At 42.0% G+C, this 14694-nt stretch carries 6 protein-coding genes; 3 read left to right on the top strand and 3 right to left on the bottom strand.

All coding sequences use genetic code 11. The annotated features are described in order from the left end of the window. Positions 1-46: 46 nt before the first annotated feature. Both MIC7126_RS0113575 and MIC7126_RS0113570 read left to right on the top strand, forming a co-directional pair. Complete coding sequence (locus MIC7126_RS0113575; RefSeq protein WP_017653705.1) at positions 47-1876, top strand: tetratricopeptide repeat protein; 1830 nt, start codon at positions 47-49, stop codon at positions 1874-1876. Positions 1877-2489: 613 nt separating this feature from the next. Next, positions 2490-4307 carry a WD40 repeat domain-containing protein gene (locus MIC7126_RS0113570; protein WP_017653704.1) on the top strand — a complete coding sequence of 606 codons (1818 nt, stop codon included), beginning with the start codon at positions 2490-2492 and terminating at the stop codon, positions 4305-4307. Positions 4308-4459: 152 nt separating this feature from the next. Here MIC7126_RS0113570 and MIC7126_RS0113565 read toward each other — a convergent pair whose 3' ends face one another. The 3 genes from MIC7126_RS0113565 to pbpC form a co-directional block, all read right to left on the bottom strand. Then, on the bottom strand, positions 4460-5632 hold the full coding sequence (locus tag MIC7126_RS0113565; RefSeq protein ID WP_026100238.1) for a pyridoxal phosphate-dependent aminotransferase: 1173 nt from the start codon (positions 5630-5632) through the stop codon (positions 4460-4462). An 83-nt stretch (positions 5633-5715) separates the two neighbouring features. Further along, the gene (locus MIC7126_RS31260; RefSeq protein WP_017653702.1) at positions 5716-5880 is read right to left on the bottom strand and encodes a hypothetical protein; all 165 of its coding nucleotides are present in this window, start codon (positions 5878-5880) and stop codon (positions 5716-5718) included. 163 nt (positions 5881-6043) lie between these two features. Continuing rightward, the gene (gene pbpC / locus MIC7126_RS0113555; RefSeq protein WP_017653701.1) at positions 6044-8356 is read right to left on the bottom strand and encodes a penicillin-binding protein 1C; all 2313 of its coding nucleotides are present in this window, start codon (positions 8354-8356) and stop codon (positions 6044-6046) included. A gap of 292 nt (positions 8357-8648) precedes the next feature. Here pbpC and MIC7126_RS0113550 point away from each other — a divergent pair, with 292 nt between their 5' ends. Continuing rightward, positions 8649-14378, top strand: a complete 5730-nt coding sequence (locus MIC7126_RS0113550; protein WP_017653700.1) for an alpha-2-macroglobulin family protein — start codon at positions 8649-8651, stop codon at positions 14376-14378. Positions 14379-14694: the final 316 nt, after the last annotated feature.

Below are 14694 nucleotides of genomic sequence, written 5' to 3'. Positions count from 1 at the left end.
GTATACTTTCTGTGAATATACCGGAAATTTTATTTAATTAAACTACATGCAAGCTGAAGATTTTTTTAATCAGGGATTAAACAAATATTTTCAAGGGGATAATCACGGGGCGATCGCAGATTACACCCAAGCAATCAAGCTCAATCCTGACTACGCTGCAGCTTACCATAACCGAGCGATCATCCTCAGCGCCCAACTGAAAGATTATCGCGGGGCGATCGCCGATTACAATCAAGCGTTACAAATCAAGCCTGATTTCGCCGCAGCCTACAACAACAGGGGCAACGCGCGGTATTATTTAGCTGATTATGAAGGAGCGATCGCTGACTATCATCAAGCGTTACAAATCAATCCTGATTTCGCCGAATCTTACCACAGTCGCGCTAAAGCCTATTTTGCTCTGGGAGATTATGAAACCGCAATTGCAGATTATCACAAAGCTTTGCAGATTAACCCCCAGCTAACATCTTATATTCATCAAGATTTGGCTCATGCTTACCACAGTCGGGCGATTAATCGCTGCGATCAAGGAGATAATCAAGGAGCGATCGCTGATTTTCACCAAGCTTTACAGTTATACCCAGAATTAGCTGCAGCTTACAGTAACCTGGGTAATGTTTACTATCTTTTGGGAGAGTATGAGCAGGCGATCGCCGAGCATAATCAAGCCCTCAAACTCGCTCCCAATCTAGCAGCAGCCTACCATAACCGAGGCAATGCTTACTACGCCCTGAGAAATTATCACCAAGCGATCGCCGATTATGACCAAGCTGTAAAAATTAATCCCAACTTTGCTGGCGCTTACTACAATCGGGGTTTAGTTTTCGCTCATCTGCAAAAATATCATCAAGCATTAGCAGATTTTAATCAATCTGTCAAGTTAAATCCTGAAGATGTCCAAGCTTATTGTGAACGGGGTTTAGTGCATAGCGCTTTGGGAGATGATGCACAAGCAATTAAAGATTATGACCAAGCATTACAGCACAATCCCACCTTGGATCTAGTTTACGGTTGGCGGGCGAACGCTAAACGCCGCCTGGGAGACTATCAAGGAGCGATCGCCGATAGCACGCGACTTTTGCGACTCAATCCCCTGTTAGCTGTAGGATATTGCGATCGCGCCCTCGCTCGTCGCAGCTTGGGAGACTACCAAGGCGCCATGAAAGATTATGACCAAGCACTGCTGTTTGATGGTAACTTAACAGCAGCATACTACGGGCGCGGGATTGTCCGCGAAGCCCAGCAAGATTATCCAGGCGCCATCGCCGACAACACCCAAGCCATAGCCATTGATCCGAATTTTGCCCCAGCGTATTGTAACCGGGGTAACGCCCGCCGCCAACTAGGAGACACATCAGGAGCGATCGCCGATTATAATCAAGCATTAAAAATCAATCCCGATTTTGCAGAAGCTTATTACAACCGTGGTTCCATCCGCTACGCATTGGCAGATTATCACGAAGCGATCGCCGATTACACCAAAGCCTTGCAATTAAACCCCGACTCAGCCGCATTTTATAGCGATCGTGGTAACGCTTACTACGCCCTAGAAGATTATCAACGAGCCATACTCGATTACAATCAAGCAATTTTGCTCGCGCCGAGATTTGCTGACGACTGGTTTAATCGAGGACGGAGCCACTTTCTGGTAGGAGAACTCAAAGCAGCAATCACAGATTTGCACCAAGCTTTAGAATTGCAACCCTACTGGGCTGAAGCCCATATCGTCCGGGCTGACGTCTACCGCCATTTGGGGAACATGCAAAAAGCGATCGCCGATTTCCAAACAGCAGCCAACCTCTATTATCAACAGGGAAATATCCAGTATTCCCAAGAAATCCGGGACTTGATTGCAGAACTTCGACTCAATTCCTAATTCCTGCCCAATTCCCCATGCCAAAATGAAATTTCCGCATCATCCTCATTCAAAGATTGCAACATAACGGTAGTCAAGACATTGCTCAACTGTCATCATCGAATAGTTCATAGTATTGTTTTTTGCACCACAGGCGGACACCGATAACAAGGATAATCCGCCTATTTATCTGTTTATCATTACTAAAATTTACGCAAGCGTCATATTTTTTTCGCTGAATATACAAGTTTATTAATTTCATCCTAGCCTGCGGCAAGCCGCCTTACAGGCGTCTACAGACTTCAGACTTCAGACTTCAGACTTCAGACTTCATCCTTTTTGTTTAGCGATCGCTATGGTCAAAATCTCGCCACTATAACTGTTGCCAGCGTCACAGTAACTCGCTCTTTCAGTTCGTTAAAATGGGCTGATATCAACTAATTTCCCTACCTCAACCGCATCAGTTCATGATATGTTAAAGTTCTATCTTGGGTACATCTTGACCGTGAACCTATGCCCACGGCTGTGTTCTTTAAGACTGATAAAATTACTGAATTTTAATTAACTAAGGTTATAAACTTGAGTAATTGCATTGGTATAGCTTACCGTAGGTATGCAATAGTGTGCCGCTCTAATGCAAATGGATTGGATTAGTTTATTAAAAGCTCAACAAACTGACTTCCTGCAACGTGTGAAAAAAACCAAGACTCAAGACTTATCTCTATTAGTAAGTCAAGTCAAAGGTTGCCATAGTGAAATTGTCGCCTTTTCGGGTGAGTCAATGGCGAAACTCCGAGAATTATCTCGTCAACAAGCCCAAATCCTCGCCAAAAACCCTCCCTCTACCCCGCCCGAATATCCTGAACCGCCAGATTTTGCCATACCTTTTGCCAAATTTTTTCAGCAACAAGCTGAAGAATATCTGTTGCGAGAGCAAATCGTGGAACAAATCATGACTGAACGTCTCGGCAAATTAATCAAAAAAGTGCCGCAAGACACAGTTAAAAATATGGCTTTGGATGACGAGGGAAATTTGCGCGGCGAAAGTAAATTTACCTATTTAGTTGCGGCTAACCCAATGCTCAGTATTCAAGTTTACGCCGCCGATGGAGAAAGCTTTAATAGCCTGAAGAAAAACAAAATTAAATGGACAGTGACTCAAGATGATTTAAAAAATCACCAGTTACTAATTTTTCTGTGTTTGTTTTATCCATCCACGGGAAAATCAGGTTATGAAAAGCAAACGGTGATGACTGGGTTTTTACCTACAGAACAGATTGAGTTTGGCGAATCAAAACTATATGTTACTCCTAATCACTTATTATATGCAGGAGGGTTAAGTGGCTATTTAGACTCATTAGTTAATCAAAAAGATGCCGTTTCCACGGTTAATGAAAATAACATTACAGAAACTGTTCGCAGTTTGCCAGCAGAACATCCCCTAAAAAATATTATCGGTGACTGGGAATTCTGGCAGACTTTGAAAGGGCACTCTAGAGGCATTAATTGTCTGGCTTACTCTGCTCCTGTGGGCGACGCCTCCCGCACACGAACACACAAAAGCCACAGTATCGAGTGTAATCATCACAGAACCTTACCCATCCTCGCCAGTGGTAGCCGCGGAGAAACCAAGTTATGGGATTTAAGCAAGGGTGAATTAATCGAAACACTAAAAGAGTCACCTTGGGTTTTCTCTGGAATAGTGGATGAGGTGAATTGTTTGGCATTTAGCGCCGATGGACAAACATTAGTGAGTGTGGGCGCAGACTCGACAATCAAGATTTGGCACGTAGGCGCCCTAGATTTGATTGATATCCTGCACAAACATCATGGAGTCGTCAGGTGCGTGACGTTCACCCCAAACGGGAGAATGTTAGTCACTGGCGGTGATGACAGAAAAATTCTGTTTTGGGATTTAACAGAGCGCCAAGTAGCGATCGCTCTTTCTTTAGATGACACAGCCGCCCATTCCCTAGTCCTCAGTCAAGATGGACGCACCCTAGTCACAGGTAGCTACCGCAAAATCAAAGTCTGGCGTACCCCTTACCCCATGGGCGACATCCCGTTAAATGATCTACCCCCAACATACACCCTCATGGGTCATGGTCATATCGTCCGTTCCCTAGTGATGAGTGCAGACGCCAAAATACTGATTAGTGGTAGTCGAGACACCACAATCAGAATTTGGCACTTAGAGACAGGAGAATTAATTCGCACCCTCACAGGACACAGAGAAGAAGTCTGTGCGATCGCTCTCAGTCCCGATGAGCAAATTATCGCCAGCGGTAGCGCCGATAAAACGATTAAATTATGGCACTTAAAAACAGGAGAACTATTAGCTACCTTCACAGGACATACAAACACCGTCACCTCCTTAGCCTTCACCGCTTCGGGGGAGATGTTAGTTAGTGGAAGTTTAGATAAAACGATTAAAATTTGGCAGCGGAGTTAGGGAGATGGGGAGATGGGGAGGTGGGGAGATGGGGAATAATTAGGCGCATCTTTATTCTTTGCGTTCTCTTCTCTGCGACTCTGCGCCTCTGCGTGAAACAAAAAAAATATTTATGCAAGATGTCCATAAAAAAGCGGTAAACTTTATATGTACTATGCCAACGATGTGATAGCTTGTAAACCTTGCACTAGCCTAGTAATTCCTTTCTGGGCTGTTTGCGGCGATAGCGCTCCGTAAGCTACTCGCAGATAGCAACCATGTTCCATACCAAAAGTCCCACCAGGAATTACAGCGACTTGATGTTCCCGAATGAGTCTTTTAACTAATTCCAAAGAGTCGATTTGGGTGTGAATTTTCAGGAAGAAATAAAAAGCGCCTTCTGCGGGGGTGAGAGTACAGATATCTTGAATTTGTTTGAGAGAATCAAGTACTATTTTTCTTACTTGTGCGATCGCACCGATATTTTCTTGCAAATATTCGGCTTTGGCTTGGAGTGCGCCTAGGGCTGCATATTGAGAAATCACAGGTGGACAAATGACAATAGTGTCTTGAACTTTTTTCACCGCTACAAGCAAATTTTGGGGGATGACCATATAGCCAATGCGCCAGCTAGCGAAACCGTAAGCTTTAGAAAGGCTATAAAGAGAAATTGTATATTCATTACTACCAGCAAATGCACCAGGAGAAACGTGATGAGCACCGTTATAAGTGAAGTATTCATACGCTTCGTCACTAATGTGGTAAATGCCATAATTACTACAGATTTGATTCACCTGTCGCAGCGCATTTTCTGAATAAACAACTCCTGTTGGGTTATTGGGTGAAACGGTGACTATTGCTCGTGTTTTGGCGGTAATTGCTTGAGCGATCGCCTCTGGACGCAGTTGATAATTTTCGTCTGTTGCTACTAAAATCGCACGACACCCCGCTATATTAATTGCCATTTCATGGTTGAAATAATAGGGGGTATTCAAAATAATTTCATCACCAGGAGAAGTAATTGCTAAAATAGCATTCATAAACCCCATATTGCTACCTGCGGTGACAACAATACAGTTATTATGATTAATTTTTATCTTATTAAATGCCTGCAATTTTTCCGCCAAGGCTGTTAACAATGGTGGAATTCCTTCAACGGCTTGATATAAATTATTAGTAGGTTCAGCTAGAAATTTAGGTAACGATTCCACTACTTCAGTTGGTGGACTGTAAGCAACCACACCTTGTCCTAAAGAGATAGTTCCGGGAGAATTTTTAATTAGTTCCCCTACCACAGGAATTATTGGCGATTGTACAGCCTGCATTCGAGATTTGGTATTCGGCATTTGTCAATTGGTATTCTCCCTTGTTCCACCCATTCCCACCTCCCATTCCTGGGGTTGTAGGAACACCACAAACTTAACTATACCTAACTAGCGTGTTCCCAATCGCTGAGTAACTCATGTTGTTGCTGTTTCGGCTTGCTCTTGCGGAGTGGTACTTGAGGAGTACCAATATCTGGGCGAGGAAAAGACTGTTTTTTCTTCGCTGATATCTTCTCTGACTGAGTTGAACTATTTTGTGTACTTGTCATGGGTTAATTTTTCACTAAAACTGTGCACCAATTTATATCATCAATTGGCAAAGAGCAAATTTCTCAAGAGGGAAGAAATTTAATGCAGAGAATGCTTTCGCATTTGAGGATTCACAGCAGCAAGAATGAAAAACTCTGAACGTGGGTGGAGTTTTTTATACTTTTAGTTGACGACACTAAAGCCCCGACGCTTGGGTTTGCTTGTGGCTGATTGCACTTGGAAAGTTACTGTGTCGCTAATGGCACCGCTTCTAGCTTCTAAAGTCCACTTGCCGGGGCGTATTTGCCAAAATAAAGAGTTAGCTGATGAGGCGGCAAGCTTCTCACCATTAAGCCACAATTCTACAGGCTTTAATGGTCTATTTACTATTTTAAACTCTAATTTTTGTTGCGTCTGTTCACCTGGATACAATAAAAATAAATCACCTTGACGAGGCGATAAAATTCTCAAGTTGCTAGCGCCAAAACTAGGTTGGGGCTGTTTCGCCAGCCATTCGTTGTATTCTGAGGGTAAATTAAGATTATTTTGTTGTGTGTAGGCGGTTTTGTCTTCTGGGTAAAAGTATTCTTGGACTACAGAGGTGCAATCTGGTGTGGGTTTGAATCCTGATACTGCACATATAGGTAATTTCACTACACCTGTTGGCGGGGGAAAGTCTGCAGGTTCTTGATTTTCGTGGAGGTGTAACATAATCCGATTCCACAAGGGTGCAGCACCTGTAACGCCTGATACCTGTCGCATGGGTTCGCCGTTGAAATTTCCTACCCAGGTAGCGACGGTGTAGTCGGTGGTAAAGCCTACTGTCCAAGTATCGCGGAAGTTGGAAGAGGTGCCGGTTTTTACGGCTGCGGGGAAGGGCAAGTTTAATACAGAGTTTACACCAAAAGCTGTAGCTCTGGCATGGCGATCGCTTAACATGTCAGTAATTAGCGCCCAAGTTGGCGAAGCTGGCGCCTGGGGAATCGGGGATGAGTGGGGAATTGTGGTGACTAAATCTGTGGGTTGTCCCATTTTGGCGATAGTCAGGTAAGCGCGCGCTAGTTCCCAGAGGTTAACTTCACCACTACCGAGAGTTAAGCCTAAACCATAGTGTTCTGGAGTTTGATTGAGGTGTGTAAAGCCTAGCTGACGCAGACGTGTTAAAAAGTCATGAACGCCAACTTTTTCTAACACTTTTACCGCTGGTATATTCAATGAGTTCGCTAAAGCGATGCGTACCCGCACTGGGCCGAGAAAGTTTTGAGTATAATCTGTGGGGCTATAAAGTTTTGCACCGGGAATGGCGTAGTGGGTCGGCACGTCTGCCAAGATGGTGTTGGGACGAATGACTTTTTTTTCTAAAGCCAATTCATAAACAAACGGTTTGAGGGTCGAGCCTGGTTGACGCAGCGCCTGTACACCATCATTATTTCCTAATTTGGCGTCGTTAAAATAATCAGGGGAACCGACATAAGCTAAAACTTCCCCAGTATGATTGTCAATTACTAAAGCTGCAGCATCATGGACGTTGTTTGTAGCGAGGGAAGAAATTATTTGTTGTACTTGTGCTTCTACAAATTGTTGCAGAGGTCGATCTATTGTCGTTTGAATCGGCAAAGATTGATGGGGTAAATTATGATTGCTTTGTTGCTGGGTTGCTAGCCAAAATAAAAAGTGTGGCGCGGCGATAATTCCCTGGGGACGAGATTGAAAGACTACTTTTTCGGTGTATACTCGTTGAGCGATCGCATTTGTGATATATCCTTCCTTTACCATCCGATTCAAGACGTATTTTTGGCGCTGCTTGAGACGTTCCCAGTGTTTATAAGGGTTAAAGTATGTGGGATTGTTGGGGATAGCAGCGAGTAAGCTAGCCTGGGCAAGATTCAAATCACTTGCGGGTAAGTCGAAATAAGTACGGGCTGCGGCTTCTACACCATAGATATTACCACCCATTGGTAGCCGATTAATATAAGCGGAGAAGATTTCGTCTTTATTCATCCCCGCTGTTAATCGCCAAGCCAACCAAACCTCGCGTAACTTAGCGCTGAAGGTGCGAGGGACAGGATCTAGCATTCGTGCCAATTGCATGGTAATTGTAGAAGCACCGGAAACTATCTTGCGGGTGTCAATGGCTTGTTTGATAGCGCGGATAATGGCTTTGATCTCCAACGCTCCATGATGATAGAAGCGAGCATCTTCAGCAGCTAAGATGGCGTGGATAAATTGGGGAGAAACCTGATTTAGGGGTACAACTGCGGTATGCTCTTGATCGCGGGTGAGTAGAGTTCCTAATGGTAAGTTATGGCGATCGCTAAACTGCAATGCTAACTGATTTTGAATAATATCTGTAGCTCGAATCGGCGCTAAATAAGGCAGCAATCGCACCACAAAGCACACCAGCAGCAAAGCCAAGATAATTTTACTAGTTTTGCGATGCATCTGATGCCCCAGTTTGTGCGTAATCTGAATCAGCCAACGTGAAGTTAGTTTCATCAGCGAAACCTCTGCCTAATTAAATTTACTTTAATTTTGACGCAGCGAGTGTAGTTGCATCAGGAAATATATCAAACATTTAATACTACATCTACAAGGATAATTATGTAGATGTAACTGATTTTGTTTGTGCAAAAAAACCTGTTAAAAATTAAAAAGTTTATTCCTTTTTTGGAACAACTAAACTATATTAGTTATCTATCTAAAAATCCGCTCCATAAAAAAAGTATGTAGTCAGCACTTTAGTGCTGACTACTGGCTCCCTTAATTTTTATTTTGCATTAATTAAATGATGATTCGCAAATTTTGCAAGTATTTCCTACTCTCCCTGACAATCTTTTTAGTAATCACAGGGTGTAATTTAATTGGGATTAAATCAGGGAAAGAACAACTAGCAGCAGTTTCGCCACTCCCACCGCCAAATTTACCAGAATGGATTACTCAAATTAGCCCTGTGGGTGATGCAAAACCTCTCAATCAAATCCGCATCCGGTTTAAAGAGGCTTTGATTCCTGTAGAAAGTTTGGATAGTCCAGAACAGCAGAAATTATTACAAAATTTTCAACTTGAGCCGCCCTTACCGGGACAATTCCGATTTTTGACGCCGCGCATGGTAGGATTTCAGGCAGATAATGCCTTACCACAAGCAACAAGGTTTCAGGTAACACTTAAAGCTGGTTTAGCGGATTTAAAAAATCATCGCCTAAATCAAGATTTAGCTTGGACATTTAATACCGAATCTATCAAGCTGACGAATTTACCGGGTGTAAATCCTGTAGAAAAAGCAGATATTCAACCAATCGATTTACAACAGAAGCTACAATTCACATCTAATGTGGAACTAGATTTAGCTTCCGTAGAGAAACATCTACAATTAGTTCCCGAAGGTAAAAATCAGGGTATAGGTTTTAAGGTTGATTTAGCCAAAGCAGAACAACCAGAAGAAAATTCCTTAGAAAAATTTGATTCATCGGCGCGTAATTGGATTTACAACATTAAACCGCAACAAAATCTCGAAAAAGCTACTAACTATCGCTTAAAGTTTGCTCCGGGAATTCGTCCTGCGTATGGTAACTTACCCAGTGACAAAGAGTTCGTGAGTAAATTAGCGACTTATTCACCCTTGGCTTTTCAAAGAATTAAATTATTTGGACAACCAGATGCAAATGGCGCTTATGGGAGATTTGTTAAAGGTAGTCCCCAACTAGAATTTAATAATATCCTAGTTGCAGATTCAGTTTTAGAAAATATTAAAATCGACCCTGCGCCAAAAGAAAATGTTCGCATCGTTCAAATCAACGATGAAGATAGAATTGTCAGCATCAATCCTTATGCTTTAGCGCCAGAGACTAGTTATACAATTACTCTGGGTGAAAATCTCAAAGATAAATTTGGACAAACTTTAGGTAAGCCCCTCACAGTTAAATATGAAACAGATGATTTAGCTGGTGATATTTGGGCGCCATCTGATTTACATATCTTCCCCACAGATAAAGATTTACAGCTAAATATTAATACGATAAATCTCCCAGAGTCGAAATATAAAGCAGTTTATCGAGTCATCCAACCAACAGATTTAGTTTATTTTAATTCTGCTTATCCCAAAGGTAATAACAATGATTTATTACCTCAATCAGCTAACTGGCAAAACTTCCCGATATCAGCCAAGAAAAATCAATCAGTTGATATCACCGTACCCATCAAAGAAAAGCTATCTTCTCCTACAGGTATATTAGCTTATGGAGTGCAAGCACGCACCAACAAATATCAGGAAAATGGCAAAGAATTGTGGCGAGAACCAACGATATATGGCTTGGTACAATTGACAAATTTGGGTGTATTTTCGCAATGGTTTCCCAAATCAGGTTTAATCCGCGTTCATCATTTGAGTGATGGTTCACCGGTTAATGGGGCTGGTGTAGAAATTTATCAATCAAAATTAGATGCAAAATCTTTGACACCACCTCTACCTTGTGCGTCTGGGAAAACAGATGGAAACGGAAACTTAAATATCCAAAATGCAGATTTACAAAAATGTTTTGCTGGTCAACAAAGATTTGTAAAATCACCACAATTATTAGTCATTGCTCGCGAAAATCAAGATTGGGCATTCACACGCACTGAAGAATATAGTGGTGTTTATGGTTATGGAATTGACGCAGGTTGGGAGGAAGGTAAACCAGAATCCAGAGGCGTGATTTTTTCTGATAGACAGTTATATCAACCAGGAGAAAAAGCTTGGATAACGGGCTTTGCTGACTACTTACAAAATGGCACAATTCAGCAAGATAAAAATGCTGTTTACCAATTAACGCTAGTAAATCCTGATGGACAAAAAACAGCTTTAGGTACACGCACTACTAATGAATTTGGCACTTTTTCTCTAGAGTTACCAATTAAGAACAATCAGCGTTTAGGTTACTATAGTATCCAAGCCAAAGGAAAGAACGGACAAGAAATATCAGGAGAATTCCGCGTCGCTGAATTTAAACCACCCAACTTTAAGGTTGAACTCAATTTAAATAAAGAATTCGCACTCATTGACGAAAAGATTGAGGCGAAAACCAGTAGTAATTATCTATTTGGTGCACCTGTGGAAGGTGGAGAAGCAAAATATTTTGTCACTCGTCAACAGACTAGTTTTATTCCTCAAGGTTGGGAAGAATTTACCTTTGGGAGACAATGGTTTTGGCCGGAAGAAAGTCCGAATGTGACTAGTGATGTATTAGAAACTAAAACTCAATTAGATGCTGCGGGTAAAGCTAGTCAAATCATCATGGTGGCTAAAGATTTACCCTATGCGATGAAATATCAAGTAGATGTGCAAGTTGCAGATGTTTCTAATTTATCTGTGGCGAATTCCCAAACTTTTACAGCTTTACCCAGTAGCCGTTTAATTGGCTTAAAAAGTAACTTTGTTGCGGAAGCTGGTAAAGCTTTTCCTGTAGAAGTGGTTGTGACTGAACCCAGCGGAAAATTAATCACAGGTGAACGAGTACGGCTAGAATTACAACAAATAAAATATAGTAGTGTCACCCAATTAGTAGAGGGGAGTCGTACACCGAAAAATCAGGTGGAATATAAAACTGTTGCTCAATCTGAGGTGACATCTACTAACAGTCCGCAAATAATTAATCTCACACCAACAGCATCTGGTTCTTATCGTCTCCGAGCTAATTTTAGCAATACTAATGATGAATTAGGCGCTACAGATTTACAAATTTGGGCTACTGGAGAAAATCCTGTATATTGGGGTTCTAAAGAACAGGATTTATTGGAAGTTAAACTGAACAAAAAAGCCTATAAAGCGGGAGAAACTGCAACTGTTTTGATGCAATCTCCTTATCCTGATGCTGAATTGTATTTTGCGGTAGTCAAAGATAAGCCACTTTATCAAAAAGTAACTAAAGTTAAAGGAAGCGCGCCACAGATTCAGTTTCAAGTCACATCGGAAATGTTACCAAATGCAGCAGTTCAAGCTGTATTAGTTCGTCAAGGTGTCAGTTTAAATCAAGCAGAACCAGGAAGTTTAGATAAACTGGTAAAAATTGGTTTTGCACCTTTTAAAGTTGACTTACAAGATAAATATTTAAAAGTGCAAGTTACGCCAACGCAAGCATCATTAACACCCAGTTCAGAAGCAACTGTCAAACTGGAATTAAAAGATAATCAAGGAAATCCCACTTCTGGACAATTCACAGTGATGGTGGTGAATGAAGCGGTATTGCAACTTTCAGGTTATCGCCCACCAGATTTAGTCAACACAGTTTATGCTGAACAGCAGATATCCACCCGTTTCAGTGATAATCGTCCAGATGTGGTGATTCAAGCGCAAGATGTAGCTAAACCCAAAGGTTGGGGTTATGGTGGTGGGTTTTCGGGAAACTTAGCGAATACTCGCACCCGCAAGGATTTTCAAGCTTTAGCTTTCTATAACGGCTCGGTGATTACCGATGCTAGTGGTCAAGCACAGATAACATTTAAACTCCCCGACGACTTGACTACATGGCGAGTTATGGCTGTTGCGACGGATGGAAATCTGCGGTTTGGTAATGGTGAGGCAACTTTTATCAGTGCTAAACCACTGCTAACTAATGCCATTTTGCCACAGTTTGCCCGTCCAGGCGATCGCCTTTTTGCTGGTTTGTCTGTGACTAACAACACGGGAACCACCGGAAATCTCACCATAAACGGCACACTTGATGGTACGGTGAAGTTTAGCGACAAGAACCCCACAGCCACAACTTTACAAACCAACGCCGAAACCGCGACTAGTGCTTATCGCTTTCCCATGGTGGTGGAGAGTGTAGGTGAGAGTAAAGTTCGCTTTCACACACAGCTAAATAATGCAACTGATGCTTTTGAAGTTCCATTAGCCATTAAACCGCTGGAAATTACAGAGCAAGTTGTGGAAACTGGTATCACTGAAAAGCAGATAAATATCCCCTTGAATATCGACAAAAATACCATTCCCACAGCGGGAGGTTTAGATGTTCAATTGGCGAGTACTTTAATTCCAGAAATTAAAGCCCCCGCGCAACAAGTTTTCACAGATGATGCATTACCATTCGCAGAACCAGCAGCGAGTCAATTGATAATTGCAGCCAATTTGCAAACTTTGACTCAAAAATATAGCCAACCATTGGCAGAATTTAATCCCCAATCACAAGCCAATCAAGCAATAGAAAAATTACTGAAACTGCAACTTAGTGACGGTGGTTTTGCAGCTTTTTCCGGACAAGAAAAATCTGATCCTTGGATATCTGCTTATGTAGGTGAATCTTTAGCTAGAGGTAAGCAAATATTTCCTGGTTTAGTAGAGCCGGCGATGATATCTCGTCTCCAAGGTTATTTACAAAAAGTGCTGGCGAATCCTGGAAAATATGACTTTTGTAAACAGCAGCTTTGTAAAAATCAATTACAACTTCATGCTTTAATTGCTTTAGCAGAATTAGGAGATAAACGCAATAGCTTACTAAGCGATATTTATCAACAACAAAACAAATTTGATTTGGTCACACAAATTAAACTAGCGCGATATCTATCCCAGTTCCCAGAATGGCAAGATGAATCTAGCAAAATCTTGACTCAGGTGCAAAAAAATGTTTATGAAACAGGACGTACAGCCGTTATTAGTCTACCTAGTAATTGGAGTTGGATGAGTTCCCAAACTACCTCCCAAGCCCAAGCTTTACGCTTATTTATTGCTAACAAGAGCCAGCCAGAAATCATCGATAAACTATTCCAAAGTCTGCTGGCTTTACGCAGGGATGGCACATGGCAAACTAGTTATAATAATGCCCAAGCTTTAACCGCTTTGGTGGAATATAGTCAACTGCAACCCACACCGCCTAACTTTATAGCGACAGTGGAATTAGCAGGGAAAAAATTAGGTGAAAATCGCTTCCAAGATTACCAAAAGACGAATTTAAATTTACAAGTTCCAATGGATAAATTACCCCGTGGGCGTCATGATTTAACTCTGAAAAAATCAGGAGCAGGTAAGTTACATTATTTTGTGGCTTATAATTATCGATTGTCGGGAAATCAGCCAGGAAGATTTAATGGTTTGCGTGTCACACGAGAAATTAGACAAGTCGGAGAAACTAAAGTTTTGCGAAAATTAGGTCTTTACGCTTTGGAGCAGCCCTTGACTTTAGCTCCTGGAAAAGTATTTGATATTGGATTAGAAATAATTGCTGATCATCCTGTCGAGCATGTGGTAATTAATGATCCTTTACCAGCAGGATTAGAAGCTGTAGATGCGAGTTTTCAAACTGCGACATCGGCGCTACAAGCAAAAGCCGATAGTTGGCAACTTGGATTTAAAAATATCCATAGCGATCGCATTATCGCTTATGCTGACACCCTAGAACCAGGGGTTTATCGCCTCCACTACTTAGTACGTTCTGTCACCCCCGGAACCTTCCTCTGGCCTGGCGCCCAAGTTCACCTACAATATGCACCAGAAGAGTTTGGGCGTGTGGCTGATTCAACTTTGATACTTGAGGAGCGTAAGTAGTAATTCGTTGTACCTTTGCGCCTTTGCGCCTACCCTGCGGGAAGCCGCTCCGCGTCTATGCGCGAGATAAAAATCATCCCATCATTCAGCAACGCCTTATTTTGACATCAAGTTCCGGCGATTACGTCAGGTTGGGTTAAGGGTAGCGCCACCCAACTTATTTTTCTACGAAAGACGAGTAATAAACTTAATTTGCTCCAATCTATTCAGATAGAAACCAAACGGTGATAGGATAACATGAACCTGCACCCAGATAAACAACTCCTAAGTGTTAGTCTCTCTGATAAGGACTCCTGTGTCGTCTTTGACCACTAGA

Origin of the sequence: Fortiea contorta PCC 7126, assembly GCF_000332295.1 — a bacterium.
GTDB lineage: Bacteria > Cyanobacteriota > Cyanobacteriia > Cyanobacteriales > Nostocaceae > Fortiea > Fortiea contorta.
This window is presented reverse-complemented; position numbering and strand designations above follow the sequence as displayed.

What these genes read in the sequence shown, in the direction of transcription:
- MIC7126_RS0113575 (WP_017653705.1), top strand. Translation starts at nt 47, where the DNA reads ATGCAAGCTGAAGATTTTTTTAATCAGGGATTAAACAAATATTTTCAA.
- MIC7126_RS0113570 (WP_017653704.1), top strand. Translation starts at nt 2,490, where the DNA reads ATGCAAATGGATTGGATTAGTTTATTAAAAGCTCAACAAACTGACTTC.
- MIC7126_RS0113565 (WP_026100238.1), bottom strand. Translation starts at nt 5,632, where the DNA reads ATGCCGAATACCAAATCTCGAATGCAGGCTGTACAATCGCCAATAATT.
- MIC7126_RS31260 (WP_017653702.1), bottom strand. Translation starts at nt 5,880, where the DNA reads ATGACAAGTACACAAAATAGTTCAACTCAGTCAGAGAAGATATCAGCG.
- pbpC (WP_017653701.1), bottom strand. Translation starts at nt 8,356, where the DNA reads ATGAAACTAACTTCACGTTGGCTGATTCAGATTACGCACAAACTGGGG.
- MIC7126_RS0113550 (WP_017653700.1), top strand. Translation starts at nt 8,649, where the DNA reads ATGATTCGCAAATTTTGCAAGTATTTCCTACTCTCCCTGACAATCTTT.